The organism is Paraglaciecola aquimarina (assembly GCF_032464635.1).
GTDB lineage: Bacteria > Pseudomonadota > Gammaproteobacteria > Enterobacterales > Alteromonadaceae > Paraglaciecola > Paraglaciecola aquimarina.
Genome location: NZ_JAWDIO010000002.1, coordinates 3,049,495 through 3,067,013, shown reverse-complemented (window position 1 = coordinate 3,067,013; position 17,519 = coordinate 3,049,495). Strand labels below are relative to the sequence as shown.

Genomic DNA, 17,519 nt, shown 5'->3' with positions numbered 1-17,519 from the left:
ATGACTCTTAGTATATTTTCACCACCGTTACCTAAAAATACTCAAAAATCCAAAAACGATATTCGCCATTGGGGCGCTTTGCAAGGTAGCAGTACCGCATTAGTCATAGCTAATGCCGCCAGCCAAGCTGAAGGCCCCCTTTTGTTGCTAACGGCAGATACTCCTAGTGCCATAAAACTGGAAAAAGAGCTTGATTACTTCATAGAAGATCCAACTCTCAATGTACAGTTATTTCCAGATTGGGAAACTCTACCTTATGACAATTTTTCGCCTCATCAAGATATAGTTTCGCAACGCTTAGAAGCGCTTTATCAACTGACACAAGGTGACAAACAGGTTTTTATCGTCCCCATCAATACCCTGATGATGCGTATGGCTCCTGTAGATTACATTGGCAAATATTTACTTATATTAAGAATAAATCAAAAACTAGACATAGATAATTTCAGGTCTGGTTTAGAACGAGCCGGTTATTTACACGTCAATCAAGTCATGAGTCATAGTGAGTTTTCGATCAGAGGCAGCATTATTGATTTGTTTCCAATGGGCAGTCAGCATCCTTATCGTATTGATCTATTTGATGATGAAATCGACACCATTCGACATTTTGATCCAGAAACCCAGCGTTCAGGGGATAAGATTAACGAAATAAAACTATTACCCGCTAGAGAGTTCCCAACAGACAAAGAGGCAACAAGTCTATTTCGCCAGCAATATCTCAGTAAATTTGATGCCAATAACAGTAAAGAATCAGTGTTTCATCAGGTCGGTAAGGGCCTGATGCCTGGCGGTATAGAGTATTTCTTACCCCTATTTTTCGAACAAACAGCAACGCTTTTTGACTATTTAAACAAAGACACTACGATATTAATGCATGGTGATTTACAAAAAGCACACAGCGCCCATTGGCAAGATGTCAATCACAGATATGAACAACTTAGATACAATTTAGCTCGACCCTTACTGCACCCCAGTGACATCTATATGAGGGAAGAAGAGTTGTTTGCCGCTTTAAAAATCTGGCCAAGGGTGCAAATTCAACCCCATGCTTTAGATAAAAAAACTGGACATTACAATTTTGCGACAGACACGGTGACTAACGTTGCCTTGAAGCCACAAAATAAGTTGCCTTGGTCCTCGCTCAAACAACAAGTAGCAAGTTGGCAAGCCGAAAAAGTAAAAGTGTTGTTCAGCGCAGAATCAGCCGGTCGGCGTGAAGGTCTGTTAGAAATTTTAAGTAAAGCCGACATTAAGCCTAAACATGTTGATCACCTAAGTGATTTTATTCTAGGTGACGATACAGTAGGTATTACGGTCGGTCCTGCGGAGTTTAGCTTCTTACTCATTGACCCTGAAATACATATTGCGTTTATTACCGAAACAGAATTGCTCGGCCATAAAATAAGTCACAGACGCAAACGAGATACACGTAAAGGCACTGACGAAAATGCGATTATTCGCAATTTAGCAGAGCTACAACTCAATCAGCCAGTGGTACATTTTGATCATGGTGTAGGCCGTTACCTTGGGCTACAAACCCTAGATGCGGGGGGAATTGCTACTGAGTATTTAACCATCGAGTACGCCAAAAAGGCTAAGCTTTATGTTCCTGTGGCATCATTACATTTGATCAGTCGTTATAGTGGCGGTGATATTGAGCACGCTCCTTTACACCATTTGGGGAACGACACTTGGAGTAAAGCAAAAAGCAAGGCAGCAGAAAAAGTTCGTGATGTTGCAGCACAATTACTAGATGTGTACGCCAGACGCGCCGCTAAACCTGGTTTTGCCTTCAAGATTGCTTGGGATGAATACCAAGCCTTTAGTGATAGTTTTCCTTTTGAAGAAACCCTAGATCAGCAAAAAGCGATTAATGCAGTGATCCAAGACATGGGTTCGGCCAATGCTATGGATAGGTTAGTCTGTGGGGACGTAGGGTTTGGTAAGACTGAAGTAGCCATGCGAGCGGCTTTTATTGCTGCAAATCAAGGTAAACAAGTCGCTATATTGGTGCCCACTACCCTCCTTGCCCAACAACATTTTGAAAATTTCAAAGAGCGCTTTGTTAACTGTCCGTTTAGAATTGAAGTGTTGTCTCGCTTTGTTAGTGCTAAAGATTCAAAGCAGATCATCAATAACGTAGAAGACGGTAAAGTCGATATCGTGGTAGGTACCCACACCCTACTGCAAGAAAAAATGAAATTTAATGATCTAGGTTTAGTCATTATTGATGAAGAGCACAGGTTTGGTGTTCGTCAAAAAGAAAAATTTAAAGCCTTACGTTCTGACGTCGATATTCTCACACTGACCGCCACACCTATTCCGCGTACCCTAAATATGGCGCTGAGTGGCATGCGCGATTTGTCGATCATTGCTACGCCTCCGGCTAAACGATTACCCATAAAGACCTTTGTCCAACAACGAAACAAAGAGTTGATCCGCGAAGCAATCATGCGAGAAATACTGCGTGGTGGTCAGGTGTACTTTTTACATAATGAAGTCGATACCATCGAGAAAACCGCAGAAGAAATAAAAGAAATCGTTCCAGAAGCGAGAATTGCTATTGGTCACGGGCAAATGCGAGAGCGAGAGTTAGAAAAAGTCATGACCGACTTTTATCACCAAAGGGCCAATGTTCTGTTGTGCACCACAATTATTGAAACTGGTATTGATGTGCCTTCGGCCAATACCATTGTGATGGACAGAGCGGATCACCTAGGCTTAGCGCAATTACACCAATTGCGCGGTCGTGTTGGTCGCTCACATCATCAAGCTTATGCATATTTGTTAACTCCCCACCCTAGACGCCTAACTAAAGATGCGGCTAAACGTTTAGAGGCAATATCTTCTCTTGAAGAACTAGGTGCTGGTTTTGCGTTAGCCACTCACGATTTAGAGATACGCGGCGCCGGTGAGTTATTAGGTGATGGTCAATCAGGACAAATATCCAGCATTGGCTTTACTTTATACATGGACATGTTAGAGCAAGCGGTAGAAGCCCTAAAAGCTGGCAAAGAACCCAGTCTAGATAAAGCTTTGTCTGAGCAAACAGACATAGACTTACGTATTCCAGCCTTACTACCAGATGACTACATTCACGACGTCAACACTCGATTATCTTTATATAAAAGTCTCGCTGGTTGCAAAGATGAACGGGCTATCAACGAATTACAGATAGAAATGATAGATAGATTTGGCCTGCTCCCCCAAAGTGCGAAAAACCTATTAGACATCGCCATGTTAAAACTAAAGGCCAAAACTATCGGTATCAGCAAAGCAGAAGGCACCAATAAAGGTGGCTTTATCGAATTTTCGCAGACAACTCAGATTGATCCGGGCTTTATAATTAAACTGATTCAATCTCAACCGAAAATATACAAATTAGATGGACCACAAAAATTGAAATTTAACGTGCCTACTGAATCGGCGGCAGATAGACTAAGTATGTTTAAAGATATTCTTGATCAATTTAGCCAACAGTTACGCGCAGCCTAAAGAGAAAGTTAAGTAATATGCATAGTGTTTTACCAACCAGTCTGAAAAAAATATTCACTGCAGTGGGCTTTGCTTGCCTGTCTATTGCGACTTTGTCCGCGACAGTTCAAGCAAAGCAAAAAGAGTGGTGGTTCGATGTGGAAGTGATCCTTTTGCAAGAGATTTAACAAGTTCGCCCACTGCTGAGACCTTTCAACAATCATCACTGCTACCAGCATCATCCGAATATACCGATATAATTAGCCCTTATTTGATGCCCGATCTAACTTTTGTACGCGCCGGCCTAGCCTATTGTCGTGAGTCAAGCTTACTAGCAGAAGAACGCAAACAGCAGCAAGATTTTGCTTTTCCAGCGCCCATCGAGCAAGCGGGCCATGAAATCGATAACCAAGTAACTGATGACACTGAAAATGAGCAGTTGACAGATCAAAGCCCACTAGACGCAACTGAGACGAATCACGCCACCGAAGATAATTTTGATTACCAGGTCGTTAGCAGTGATATATTTGCGGAAAACCCAGCCCAACCGACACAAGCTTCGGCTTCAGCAGATATATCTGGCCCTGAAACTTTAGGCACAATGCAGCTTGGACAATCTATTTATGACTTTCCAATTAAAGTTGATTGGATTGAGTGGCAGCTCCCAAGGCAATTTCCTTGTGCGTATGTTGAACAGGTTGCTCCTACCCCAGAGTTTTTAATTGCTCCTAGTTTGAAGAAAAAAACGGCGACAACTGCCTCAGGCCGTACCGAACGCACCCCAAATGGATTAGCCTTTGGCGAATTCACATCCAGAAAAGACGACGCCGAAGGTAGAGACAATCCACATTCTTTACAGCACATTAGCCATGTGCCCCTTGAAATAAACGGTGTTGCATGGGACGACAAATCCTATGCTCCCTATTTATTACCAAAGGACACCTTAGTCATGGAAGATCTTTATTTAAGTTTACAGAAACAAAGAGGTATCCAACCTTTAGTGCATTTAGCTTGGCGACAAGAAGTAACATTTGGCGCAGATAAAGCGATAGGCATTAGACTCTTTGCAGGACGAAATTTTGCACAGCGCTTTGATGCGAGTGGTCAACCTATTGCAGAGCAAGACAATATAGTAGCGTCCAAAGATCAAGTAACTGAAGAAGCGTTATATATCCCTAGTGAAGAATTGGCCTTGTTATCAGCCGATGAGCGACAAGCATTGTTAACTAAAAACACGACTGCGGTAAATGAGACTAGCTCCCCCACAGTAGATTTGTTTAGTAAAATTGAGCATGCGCTCAATCAAGCCGCTATCGACAATAGCCCATTGATAAAAAGCAAAACGGCGGACACCGACAATATCCCTACGCTACAGGAACTTTGGGAAGTTGACGGATATATTAAAGTTTACTTACAAAATATGGGTCGAGTGCCCTATTTGCATATCAATAGTAATTTGAATTATCGCCACCCTGTTGACATCGAGACACCGTCAATTGCATCTACAACCGCACTTGATGCCCAACAAGTCCGCCCACCGATTACGAGCGCCTTGCAAAGTGTTAACTTTAATCAATTAAGGCGTGTTATTAGTAAACAAGTACACTATTTTGATCACCCCATGTTTGGCATGGTAGTGACAATTAACCGTTCTGAATGGCCAGAAGCACCAGACGAGGAAGTCGCAGAAAACTGATGTTTACTCCCTTTAATTTTTGTTAATTTTACCTTTATAATACGCGGCCATATTCGCCGTTACTCGAGCTAAATCACTATGAAATTTTTTATCAATCTTATCCGCAATCTACTAGGTGGACTAATCGCATTAATAGACTTAATCACTCGAGGGAGTAAGCAGAAGAGAGAGCCTGCGGTACAACAACGAATCGAAACAGAAGTCTCCCGATTATCACTCTATCAGTTTTTTGCTTGCCCTTTTTGTATCAAAACAAGACGTGCCATATACAAGTTAAACTTGCCTATAGAAAAACGTAATGCCTCGCAAGGTTCACCCTATCGAGACGAGTTATTAGTTGAAGGTGGAAAAATTCAAACCCCTTGTCTTCGTATTGAAAAAGAAGACAAAGTCGAATGGTTGTATGAATCATCAGAAATTATTAAGTATTTGAATAGTCGATTCGCCTAATACCCGCCCTTAGATACTGTTACCGCTGAGAAATAAAATCTCATCCCCACGATCAATCTACTGCCCCATTTAGGGGCCACTGCACCAAATATGTCCTTGGTGAACTCATTACAAAACAAAACCTGACCGTATGGACAGGTTTTATCAATACCTGTATACTGGCACCATTATTGCGTAGTTCTTTATTCAAAGAAGCACCATTATTCTAAGAAATAGGTTTATTCTAAGAATTCTGTTAATACCAAGAAACTTGTTTATTCAAAGTAACTGAGCTTATTTTAGACTCGGTTACACCCTAACTAGCCTATAGAATCTTTTTATGACTCAATCAAATATAAATACAACTGGTATATTTTGTGATCATGGTCCAAAAAATTGGTCTATGTACTCTGAACAACAACCTCCTCTCCCTTGCCCGTTATTAACCAAGCGGCTCGCGGTTAAAGATCTATTTGCAGTAAAAGGATTTAAGAATTCGGCTGGTAATCCGGACTGGTTAGCTACGCATGATGTGGCGAGCACAACGGCAGCTAGTGTCCAAACGTTGATGGACGACGGCTGTACTTTTGTTGGCTTTACCCATACCGATGAGATTGCCTATAGTCTAGAAGGAAATAACGTTCATTTCGGCATAGCCGAAAATCCAAAGCTCGCTGGCCATATGTGTGGCGGCTCTTCTATGGGATCAGCAGCTGCGGTAGCTGCAAATATGGCCGATATAGGCCTAGGTACAGATACCGGTGGCTCGATTCGAATACCAGCGAGTTATTGCGGACTATTTGGTATTAGGCCGAGTCAAGGCCAAGTGTCGACTAAAGGGCTGACGGGTCTGGCGCCTGAGTTTGATACAATCGGCTGGTTTACTCATCACGCTGACTTATTAGCTCAGGTTGGTGACTCGCTCCTATTGCCTCAAACGATCAAAAAAGTGGACACCCTGCTTAGCTGCGAAGCATTATTTGATTTAGTAGAGCCGAATTATAGGCCCGCACTTGATGCTAACTTGTCTCATGTTGCGGCAAATTTTGAATCGCACAAGACTCTCAATATTGATTCAAACCTGTTAGCTGAATTACCTGACGCTTTTAGAATATTGCAAGGTAGAGGAATTGCCAAAGAGCATAAAGCTTGGGTAGATACAGGCTTCGCCTACATTTTCTAGCGCTATTCAACAAAGATTTACTATGGCTTTTGCTCTTACCGAGCAAGAAGAGCAAGAAGCCAGACTAGTGCAGGCTCAATTACAACAGCTAATCAGTACTCATTTATCAGACACAAGTTGCTTGTTTTTACCTACAACCCCCACCTCAGCGCCTAAAATTGGTGAAGATATCAGCGCCCTTCGCATGCAGCTTATTAACTTGTCTGCAGTGGCAGGATTAACGGGCTCAGCTCAAGTGCATTTGCCACTAACGGTCATGCCTGTAGAGATCAATAAACAACCAGTGCCTTATGGATTTTCATTAATGATGCGCTCAGGTCAAGATAAAAGTCTATTGGCATTAGTTAACAGGTTAAGTCAACATTCAGCATGGAAACATATCTAATGTCAGAGCAATCTATCAAACCCTCCATTGCCTTTACTGCTCCCCACTATGCAGCAACTGAAGCTGGTATCGATATACTAGAATGTGGTGGCAGTGCAGTTGAAGCAATGGTCGCAGCTGCGGCAGTGATATCAGTGGTATACCCCCATATGAATTCAATTGGTGGGGACGGCTTTTGGATTATTGATAATCAAGGAACAGCCAACCCCGTGGCAATAGATGGCTGCGGCAGAAGCGCAGCTGATATTAGTGCTTATCAAACCATGCAGCAGATCCCAGCACGAGGTGGATTAAGCGCCTTGACTCAAGCTGGAACAGTAAAAGGGTGGCAAGTTGCTTTAGAGCAAGACAGTAGTGCGATACTACCCTTATCAAAAATATTTGAACGGGCTATCTATCATGCAGAAGCTGGTTTTGAGGTGACAAATAGCCTACAGGACGCCTCCCAAAAACTAGCTGGCGTAACACAAAGAAACGCGCAGTTTAAAGATCTATATGAAACTAATGGCCCAATACTAAAAGCAAAAACTCAATTTTATAACCGTAAGCTAGCGGGTGTTTTTCGTCACTTAGCAAGTCACGGGCTTTCTGCATTTTATCAAGGTGAATTAGCACAGAGTTTTGCCAATGACTTACTGCAAGCTGGGAGCCCTTTATCTGCAGTAGACTTGGCCAACACTCAAGCTGACATAGTTAATCCTTTATCGATACAACTGAGCAATGCCAAGCTATTTAACCTACCAGCCCCCACCCAAGGTGTTCATTCTTTACAGATATTGGCAATAGTCGACAAAATCAAATCTAGCGTTTGTAGTCAAGCAGAATGGTTACATTTGATTGTTGAAGCCACCAAGCAGAGCTTTGCTCAACGGAAGGACATTTGGGCAGACCCTGCAGTTTTGGATAATCAATATATACAAGCGCTGTCGCCGACCACTATTAATCAATTAGCCACACAAATAAACTTACACAAAGCTAAACCTTGGCCATTCGATGCAGCCCCTGGCGATACTGTTTGGATGGGGGCAAAAGACAAAAATGGCCAAATGGTGAGCTTTATTCAAAGTATTTATTGGGAATTCGGTAGCGGTGTTGCTATGGCTGATGGTGGCTTTGTTTGGAACAATCGAGGGGTGAGTTTCAGTTTGGACAATACCCAACTTAACTATTTACAAGCCAACAAAAAACCAGCACATACCTTAAACCCAGCCTTTGCCAAATTTAACGACGGCCGCAGAATGGTGTACGGCACAATGGGCGGAGAAGGACAACCCCAAACTCAAGCAGCAATATTTAGCAATTATGCATGGCGGAAACTGTCTTTACAAAATGCCATTAGCAGTGAACGATGGTTGTTGGGCCGAACGTGGGGAGATACCACCTCAAATCTTAAAGTGGAACAACGTCTAGCCGGTGAAGTTGGCGATATATTGAGCACCAAAGGTCATGACTGGTTAAGTGTACCGAGTAACAACGAAATGATGGGACATGCTGGCGGTATAGTCTTTTCAGAGCATCAAAATACAATCGAAGCCGCGAGTGATCCTCGTTCTGACGGCGTAGCAAAAATACACTAGGCAACGATTTAACTAGCAAACAAAATTTAATCAAAGGATAACGTTACGTGGATAACATAATTCAATCTTGGCCCATCATATTGACCTTAATTGGGACCGGAATTTTTGCAGGTCTACTAGCTGGACTGTTTGGCGTGGGTGGTGGCATAGTCATCGTTCCCGTGTTGTATTTTCTTTTACAAAACTTTGGCGTCAGCGCCGAGTCAGCCATGATGATCGCGACTGCCACCTCGTTGGCCACCATAGTACCTACGGCAATTTCATCTATAAAAGCCCATTATAATAAAGGCAACGTTGATGTGCCTATGCTTAAGTATTGGGCGGGTTTTATCTTAGTATTTTCGGTTTTAGGCAGCCTACTAGCCCATGAAATAAAAGGTAATGCTCTCACCCTCATGTTTGGCTGCATAGCCTTGGCCGTCAGTTTGAACATGTTATTTAGAGCAGGCGCACCAGCGTTGTTTACTCAATTGCTAGGAAAAATTGGTCAGGGTATATTGGCTGCCGTAGTAGGTGGCTTGTCGGTAATGATCGGCATAGGTGGTGGCACCATAGGCGTCCCCCTATTAACAGCTTTTAATGTGCGCGCTCATTTAGCGGTAGGTACAGCGGCTGTTTTTGGCTTTTTAATTGCCCTACCCGGCGTGCTAACACTTATGGCAATTGGTGAAACACCTATAGATGCCCCCTTTGGTACATGGGGGTTAATTAACCTTCCGGCCTTTTTTATCATTATTCCATTAACTATATTTTTTGCCCCCATTGGCGCCGCACTAGGTGCCAAACTTGACCCTAAACAATTAAAGCGAGCTTTCGCTATTGTATTGTTAATCACCAGTTCACGTATGTTACTTAAAGCTATAGGAGCATAAATTAAGATGTCTGACTCATTTATCGAAACCCTTAATCCCCCACAACGTCTATTAATGGGTCCTAGCCCAATTAACGCTGATCCTAGAGTTTTACGCGCCATGTCTGCTCAATTAATTGGTCAGTATGACCCCGCAATGACTGGTTTTATGAACGAGACAATGGCGCGCTATCGCAAAGTGTTTAACACCCAAAATCAATGGACATTTTTGATCGACGGTACATCCCGTGCCGGTATCGAAGCCGTGCTCATTTCAGCACTACGACCCGGTGATAAAGTGCTAGTCCCTATAATGGGCCGCTTTGGCCATCTATTGGCTGAAATTGCAGAGCGAGCCCAAGCCGAGGTGCATACGATAGAGGTACCATGGGGTGAAGTGTTTACACCAGAACAAATAGCAACTGCCATAAAACAAGTTAAACCTAGAATGTTGGCTATGGTACAAGGTGATACATCTACCACTATGAATCAACCCCTAGAACACATTGGTGAGATTTGTCAGCAACACGACGTATTGTTTTATTGTGACGCCACGGCATCAATTCTAGGGAATACACTTCATACCGACGAGTGGGGTTTAGACGCGGTTTCTGTAGGCTTACAAAAATGCTTAGGCGGCCCATCTGGATCTGCGCCGGTTACCTTCAGTGAGAAATTTGTAGACTGGGTGCGCACCCGCAAAAAGTAGAAGCAGGTATTCGCACATCAGCCCATAAAGATGGCATAGAGCCCATGATCCGTTCTAACTATTTTGATTTACCTATGATTATGGATTATTGGGGGGAAGAGCGCCTTAATCACCATACCGAAGCCACCAGTATGTTGTATTGCGCAGCAGAGTGTGCGCGTATTGCTATTAGCGAAGGCATAGACAACGTCGTCGCTCGCCATGAATTACACGGCCAAGCCATGTTAGTAGGCGTTCAAGCACTAGGCTTAAAAGTATTTGGTGACTTGAACCACAAAATGAATAACGTTGTAGGCGTGTATATTCCTGATGAAGTAAATGGTGACAGAGTTCGAGGCCAAATGCTAAGCGATTTTGGCATTGAAATTGGCACCTCTTTTGGCCCATTACATGGCAAAATTTGGCGTATTGGCACTATGGGTTACAACGCCCGTAAATCGGCGGTTTTACAAACTCTCGCGTGCTTAGACGCCTGTTTACATGCCAATCATTACAAAGGACCGCAGGGCGAAGCCAGTGCGGCAGCCCTACATTTTTACGCTAGTAAAGCATAGGCTGAAAGAACAATGATGCACATACTTGAAGACTCAGTAGCACAGAAATATAGTCAAACTGCTTTAGACCATTGTGATGAGTTAGCGCAAGTGAGTGAGTTAGAAGAAGGGATTTTAAGACAGTATTTGACTAGCAAGCACAAAGCCGGCAATCAATTGGTCGAAAAGTGGATGCAACAAGAAGGGCTTAAAACTTGGCAAGATCAAGCGGGCAATCAATGGGGGCGTTTACCTTGCAAAGACCCTGATGCACCAAGTTTAATCCTCGGTTCACATTTAGATACCGTACCTAACGCTGGTGCTTACGATGGTATTTTAGGCGTAATGTTAGGCCTAGAGTTGATGAAAATTGCTAAAGCCAACCAATTAGCCCTTCCCTTTCACTTAGATCTCGTTGGCTTTGTTGATGAAGAAGGAACTCGGTTTGCCACTACCTTAATCGGCTCATCTGCTATCGCAGGAAGTTTTAATAGCCAATGGTTAGAAGTAAAAGATAGAGACGGCGTCACTATGGCCGACGCGATGCAACAATTTGGCTTAGAGCCAAGTGAAGTAATTAATGCCACGTTAGATCCTGAAAAAGTCCTAGCCTATTGGGAAGTTCATATTGAGCAAGGCCCTGTACTTGAAGCTAAGGATTTACAAGTGGGTGTGGTCACTGCTATTGCCGGAGCTAAACGTGCTGTTATTTCCTATACCGGTATAACAGGCCACGCCGGTACCTCGCCAATGAATTTGCGTAAGGATTCGTTAGCGGCGATAGCGGAGTTAACCTTAGCCATTGAAACCATTGCTTTAAATTGTACTCATCAAGAAGTTGCCACTGTCGGTAAAATTAGTGCAAAGCCTGGAGCGACAAATGTCATTGCTGGGTACAGTGAAATGACCCTAGACGCACGGGCGCAAAATGATCAAGATCTCGAGGTATTACTCAATAAAATAGTGGACAAGGCAAAGCTGATCGCCGAGAAAAGAGAGCTGTTACTGACTTGGAAATGGACTCATCAAGCAGAAGCCGTGCAATGTGATCAAAATATTCAAGACCTTTTGGCCACGGCATGTGAAGAGAATAACCTGCCAGTCTTTCACTTAGCGTCAGGGGCTGGCCATGATGGTATGGCTGTCGCCAAGATTTGTCCGATTGGTATGTTATTTATTCGTAGTCCCGGAGGAGTAAGTCACCACCCCAGCGAGTCGGTGATGAAAGATGATGTCACGCAAGCGTTAAAAGTGATGTATAGCGCCTTGTCAAGTTATGCTGTTTGAATAAATAACCTGATTTCTGGATAAGAAGTATCGTTTAAGCTAATGAATATTAATTTAATTCAATGACTAAATATATCTTTGTCTAAATAACTTCAGCTAAATGTTACTCGGTAACGAAATTTTTCGTGCAAAGCAAGGCGAATTGTTATACGTAATAACGTGTTATTGCTAAACAATCCAACGCCGCTAGATACAAAAAGAGCCTTATCGAGAGGTGCGGCTTATCCAGGATCCTGGTTAAATAATCCGTTATGAACAATTTTGGGAGTTCAAGCAACACTGATCAAGCCTACTTAAAACTTACCTCAAAAGGAACACCTCATGGGCTTATGCACCTTGTGCTTGGTATGTGAAAGAGATACAACCATTCCTTCACACCGACGCCTTGGTCAAAACCGCTGAATGCATCGTGAAATAGCACTTTTACATTCGCATTGAGGTAAATCAGCAAGTGTTTCTATCAAATGAAATTTCTCGAAGTTGAAGAATTATCTTTTAGACAAGCATAAAAAATCCGATAAACATGACTTATCGGATTAATACTTATCAAGGGGCTTGTTACATAGCCGTTAACGCTAATGCTTCGCTACTTGGCATTAATTTTACGATCCTCCAAGCTACGTTTAGTAGTGAAGCCGGTTACTTAAGTTACTTAACCGTCCAAATTAATTTGTTTGATCAGTTCTTTTTCCACATCAGCAGCTTTATCTTTATCTATTTGACAAGTACCCGCTGCATGGTGTCCCCCCCACCATATTTAAGCATTAACTCACCAACATTTGTTTTTGAACTGCGATCAAAAATAGATTTACCTGTTGCAAACACTATATTTTGCTTTTGAAATCCCCACATTTTATGTATAGAAATATTACATAGTGGAAACAAAGCGTAAATGATAAAGCGGTTACCTGCGTAAATCACGTCTTCGTTGGTCAGGTCGAGTAGGACTAAATTGTCATATATAGTCGCACAACGGGTTACCTGATCTTTAAACTTGATTTCATGCTCGCGATACAAGTCGATACGCTCCTTGATATCATCCATCTCTAAAATTTCTGTTATAGAATGATCTTTACATGCATCAATCAAATCCATCATTAACTGATAATTAGAAATTCGGAACTCTCGGAAACGGCCCAATCCCGTTCGGGCATCCATCAAGAAATTTAATAAATTCCAGCCCTGGGCTTCCAGCACTTCACTCAAATTAAACTGCGCTGAATCCCCTTTATCAACCGCTTCCATCATATCAGCCCAATCACTTGGAAAAGCTTCAAAGCCACCATAATGATCCCATACAACTCTAGCGGCCGAAGGGGCTTCTGGATCGATTACATGATTCTTCTTCTCACCAGTATTACGTATTGTTTCAGAATGGTGATGGTCAAAGACTAAATGCGCATCAGCCACATAAGGCAAGTTTGTAACGATGTCATTAGCGGTAATATCGATTTTTCCGTCTTGCATGTCCTTAGGATGAACAAACTTAATATCTTCTATTAAATCTAGTTTCTTCAATAGAACAGCACAAACTAAACCGTCGAAGTCACTGCGTGTTATCAGCCGAAATTTTTCTTGAGACATTTATGCACCTTTGCCATGTTGTAATTTAAATGAGCGTATATTTACCCATGTTAGCAATTTGCACTGTGTTCGCAACCGAAAATTATCTTAGTTTCGGTGAACCCGATAACGACAACAAATATAGAAACCAATAAAAATAGCTCTAAACACGCGGAGCCTTAAATTTTCTAGCTTGAAATATAATCCTAACCATTTCAAATTCTTAACGCCCATAAGTTAAGATGACTTATATACTCAATTTAATCATGGGTGTCTCAATTGGTTTGTTAACAGATTTTATTTGCTTAATTTGTCACAACTCCCTTACTTTAATTCAACAACACCATTGACATATCAAAGGCATGAAGATCAATTACGCTACCTGATACTCAGGTTAATGGAGCGCAACTCAAATATCAGGGTAATATTGAGTTAATCCATGTCCAGCCCCCGGATAAGTATCGATACCCAACACTTTATAAATAAGGCACACACCTACGCTTGAAGTAATCCACATTAAGCCACCAATAACAGCCAGTAAAATACTGCCCGCTTCCGGCAATAGCCCCTCCGCTGCAATAGCTAAGCAGATGACGGCAATAACTGACCGGATTGCTGTGTCTAAAATACCTACGTTTTGTTTCATACTATAATCTCTGTAAATGAAGTTCATAGAAATTATAGATAGGCTGTTTTCGTTAAACCTTGATCTAAATCAACATCTTTGCCAATAAATCATCTAATGAGTCGATGATAAACGCTAAGCCTAAGTTATGGCTATACAAGTATGCCCTTCATTATTAGAAACAGACTTAGCAACATCCTAAGACCATTCATTTAATCACAGTAATATTGAGCTAGATCAATATCCAAGCTCACGCACTCATTTAGACTACCCCCAATCAATTAACGAGTGTATAAAATGAAAAACAAACTATGTTCTTTAGCTTTAATAATTACTGGCCTAACTTCAAGCTTATCCGTGCAAGCGTACGAAACAGGTAATTTGCTCATTAGAACTGGCCTTACCGCTGTTAGACCTGACGCTGCCAGCGATAATGTTTTGGTGGATGGCAATGATTTAGGTATGGGTGTGAGCGTAGACAATAACAGTCAGTTAGGTATCAATATAAACTATTTCTTGAGCCCCAAAATTGCCATAGAAATATTACTTGCTACGCCATTTAAACATGATATCGACTTAAATACCGTTGGCGCTTTAGGCACAACTAAACACTTACCCCCAACCGTAAGTATTAACTTTTACTTTGCAGAATCTACTGCGGTACTGCAACCCTACGTAGGAGCTGGGATAAATTACACAGTGTTTTTTGATGAGGAGTTTACCACTGAAAACAGTCAAGCCGGCTTTTCTGACTTATCCCTAGATGACTCTATAGGTCTATCCGCACAAGCTGGTATTGATTATATTCTGAATGACAATTGGCAAATCAATGCTTCATTGCGATGGATAAATATCAACACAACAGCAGATTTCAAGTTAAATAATGCTAGTGGTAGCGTTGATGTAGATATTGATCCATTTGTTTATACTTTATCAATTGGCTATCGATTCAACTAATCATGAAACGAAGGGTGAAGCGTTCCCAATTTTTAGTTGTCTTAATTTACAAACAACTTAGGCCATTATTTAATAATGGCCAACTAAAGAGCCCAAATTTACTCTGGGCCCTTAGCTAGCTTTTGTAATGCTGCAATGTCTAATACAGTAATCTCTCTATTATCAACTTCAATATAACCGTTACTTTGTAAGCGTGAAAAGATTCGACTCACGGTTTCCATAGTAAGACCAAGAAAGTTACCTAGATCTTTTCGAGTCATGGGTAGCATAAAGGTATTAAAGGACAAGCCTCGTCTACCATTTCGACTTGAAATACTGAGCAACGTTGAGGCAAGGCGAGACTCAGCGTTTCTCTTATTCAACAAAAACGTCATTTGTTGCTCTTGTGTGATTTCGCGACTCATCAACTGTAAAAAATGCCGCTGTAAGCTAGGTAATTTAGTACTTAGTTCTTCTAAACGATTAAATGGAATCTTACAAACCGATGAAGTTTCTAGAGCAACGACTGAATTAGTATGAACGTCATTCGCCAAACCATCCATGCCTAAGACTTCACCAAGGTAGATAAAACCCCGTAATTTGCTCTTCTCCATTCTCGCTAATAAATTGAGTTTTTAGGGAACCAGAACGCACAGCATAAACAGAACTAAAAGGAGTGCTCTCGCGAAACAAGTACTCTCCTTTCTGTAATGGTTTCCCCCGCTGGATAATTTCATTTAGTAACTCAATGTCGTCAATATGCAAACTAACAGGCATACAAATTGTATTAAGTTTGCAGTTATCACAATTAATATTCTCATTATGGGGGCATTGTCTAGGGCTATATTTGAAATCGATTGGCATATTCTGCAACTAACTAATTATTATGTATGTAGGGACGAAATTTCCATCATTGTAACACCATTATTAAGCCGTCATATATCCCCAATCAAGACACCCATGATTAAATTCGACGAATCCGCAATTTGAACTAGACTAATGGTAGTGATTCAACCAAGGATGGCCATGATGCCTCAGTCTCGTAAAAGCCAAATCAGTTTAGTCGACACCCCTTATTATCATTGTGTTTCGCGCTGTGTTCGCCGTTCATTTTTGTGTGGTGAAGATACGTTGACAGGCCAGAGCTATGAACATAGGCGGGCTTGGGTTGAAACACGCTTGCTTCATTTAAGCCGCATCTTTGCTATCGACATTTGCGCCTATGCGGTGATGAGCAATCACACTCATGTGGTGCTGTGCGTGAACAAACCCTTGGCTGAGCGCTGGACGGTGAAACAAGTGCTCGTTCGCTGGCATCAACTGCATAAAGGCACCTTGTTGTCGCAGCGGTTTATGCGAGATGACACGTTGAGCAAGAGTGAGCGGCATACCCTTCTAGAAACCGTTGAAATTTACCGGATGCGTTTGTATGACATCAGTTGGTTGATGCGTAATCTTAATGAGTACATAGCCCGAGAAGCCAACAAAGAAGATGCCTGCACTGGCAGATTCTGGGAAGGACGGTTTAAGTCTCAAGCACTACTCGATAAATCAGCCCTACTGGCCTGCATGGCTTACGTGGACTTAAACCCCATTCGCGCCAATATGGCCAACACACCTGAGGACTCTGACCACACCAGTATTCAAACTCGGATACAAGCTTTGAGACACCACCAGCAACCCAAAGGTTTAATGCCATTTGTTGGCAACCCTATGAGCAAAACATGCCGAGAGGCATCGCTTTTTCACTAAAAGATTACTGCGACCTCATCGACACCACAGGTCGTGTTATCAGAGATGATAAGTCAGGATTAATCGATACACAGCAACAGCCCATTCTACAAAGGCTGGGCCTAAACAACGAACAATGGCTGACCTTAACCACAGAATTCGAAAAGCACTTTTGTTATGCTGTAGGCAGTGAACATTTAATGCGAAACTTCAGCCTACATACCCAACATCAAAAAATACGAGGCATAGGTAAAGCCAAAGCCCTACTTAAACACGCTTAGCCTTTTTTCCAAAGTAACAAACCTCATCAACATCACTGTTGAGAATTAGCACGCCTAGCATTCACCACACCCCACAAAATCACGTCATCATACCCGTTAACATCGTCAATTGGGTTGTCTAGCGCATAATTTAAACCGAATGGATTAGAAAAGCGGGAGCTGAAATGGTTTAAAGTTCGAGTTAATTATGGGTGTCTTGATTGGAAGGAGGTACAGTTGCAAGGTTGAGAGTGTTTAAGGAACTGGCTCTGTTGGATATG

12 protein-coding genes and 3 pseudogenes are annotated in these 17,519 nt (G+C 42.1%); 11 read left to right on the top strand and 4 right to left on the bottom strand.

What is annotated here, in order from left to right; all coding sequences use genetic code 11:
- The 9 genes and pseudogenes from mfd (at position 1) to RS130_RS15175 (ending at position 12,123) form a co-directional block, all read left to right on the top strand.
- A complete protein-coding gene (gene mfd / locus RS130_RS15215) occupies positions 1-3,495 on the top strand; it encodes a transcription-repair coupling factor (RefSeq protein WP_316026624.1) in 3,495 nt (1,164 codons plus the stop codon).
- Positions 3,496-3,619: 124 nt separating this feature from the next.
- Positions 3,620-5,170 carry a CsiV family protein gene (locus RS130_RS15210; protein ID WP_316026623.1) on the top strand — a complete coding sequence of 517 codons (1,551 nt, stop codon included), beginning with the start codon at positions 3,620-3,622 and terminating at the stop codon, positions 5,168-5,170.
- A gap of 78 nt (positions 5,171-5,248) precedes the next feature.
- On the top strand, positions 5,249-5,620 hold the full coding sequence (locus tag RS130_RS15205) for a glutathione S-transferase N-terminal domain-containing protein (RefSeq protein ID WP_316026622.1): 372 nt from the start codon (positions 5,249-5,251) through the stop codon (positions 5,618-5,620).
- Positions 5,621-5,939: 319 nt separating this feature from the next.
- Positions 5,940-6,782 (top strand): amidase family protein, encoded by an 843-nt coding sequence (locus RS130_RS15200; protein ID WP_316026621.1) that lies wholly within the window; start codon positions 5,940-5,942, stop codon positions 6,780-6,782.
- A 22-nt stretch (positions 6,783-6,804) separates the two neighbouring features.
- On the top strand, positions 6,805-7,167 hold the full coding sequence (locus tag RS130_RS15195) for a hypothetical protein (protein WP_316026620.1): 363 nt from the start codon (positions 6,805-6,807) through the stop codon (positions 7,165-7,167).
- The gene (locus RS130_RS15190; RefSeq protein WP_316026619.1) at positions 7,167-8,744 is read left to right on the top strand and encodes a gamma-glutamyltransferase family protein; all 1,578 of its coding nucleotides are present in this window, start codon (positions 7,167-7,169) and stop codon (positions 8,742-8,744) included. The genes RS130_RS15195 and RS130_RS15190 overlap by 1 nt, the downstream gene beginning before the upstream one ends.
- 47 nt (positions 8,745-8,791) lie before the next feature.
- Positions 8,792-9,616, top strand: coding sequence for a sulfite exporter TauE/SafE family protein (locus RS130_RS15185; protein WP_316026618.1), 825 nt, complete (start codon positions 8,792-8,794; stop codon positions 9,614-9,616).
- A gap of 6 nt (positions 9,617-9,622) precedes the next feature.
- A pseudogene (locus RS130_RS15180) lies at positions 9,623-10,857 on the top strand (pyridoxal-phosphate-dependent aminotransferase family protein).
- A 12-nt stretch (positions 10,858-10,869) separates the two neighbouring features.
- Positions 10,870-12,123: an allantoate amidohydrolase gene (locus tag RS130_RS15175; RefSeq protein WP_316026617.1), complete on the top strand. Its 1,254-nt coding sequence runs from the start codon at positions 10,870-10,872 to the stop codon at positions 12,121-12,123.
- A gap of 652 nt (positions 12,124-12,775) precedes the next feature.
- Here the strand turns inward: RS130_RS15175 and RS130_RS15170 are convergent.
- Both RS130_RS15170 and RS130_RS15165 read right to left on the bottom strand, forming a co-directional pair.
- A pseudogene (locus RS130_RS15170) lies at positions 12,776-13,707 on the bottom strand (exopolyphosphatase).
- Positions 13,708-14,095: 388 nt separating this feature from the next.
- Entirely contained in the window at positions 14,096-14,332 is a 237-nt protein-coding gene (locus RS130_RS15165; protein ID WP_316026616.1) for a YgaP family membrane protein, read from the bottom strand.
- A 276-nt stretch (positions 14,333-14,608) separates the two neighbouring features.
- On the opposite strand from RS130_RS15165, the gene RS130_RS15160 reads away from it, so the two are divergent.
- Positions 14,609-15,268 (top strand): OmpW family outer membrane protein, encoded by a 660-nt coding sequence (locus RS130_RS15160; RefSeq protein ID WP_316026615.1) that lies wholly within the window; start codon positions 14,609-14,611, stop codon positions 15,266-15,268.
- 98 nt (positions 15,269-15,366) lie between these two features.
- Here RS130_RS15160 and RS130_RS15155 read toward each other — a convergent pair whose 3' ends face one another.
- Positions 15,367-15,861 carry a helix-turn-helix domain-containing protein gene (locus RS130_RS15155; protein WP_316026614.1) on the bottom strand — a complete coding sequence of 165 codons (495 nt, stop codon included), beginning with the start codon at positions 15,859-15,861 and terminating at the stop codon, positions 15,367-15,369.
- Positions 15,821-16,024, bottom strand: a complete 204-nt coding sequence (locus RS130_RS23870) for a cyclic nucleotide-binding domain-containing protein (RefSeq protein ID WP_316026613.1) — start codon at positions 16,022-16,024, stop codon at positions 15,821-15,823. Before RS130_RS23870 ends, RS130_RS15155 begins: the two co-directional genes overlap by 41 nt.
- A gap of 252 nt (positions 16,025-16,276) precedes the next feature.
- Here RS130_RS23870 and RS130_RS15145 point away from each other — a divergent pair.
- Positions 16,277-17,259 (top strand): annotated as a pseudogene (locus RS130_RS15145) (transposase).
- Positions 17,260-17,519: the final 260 nt, after the last annotated feature.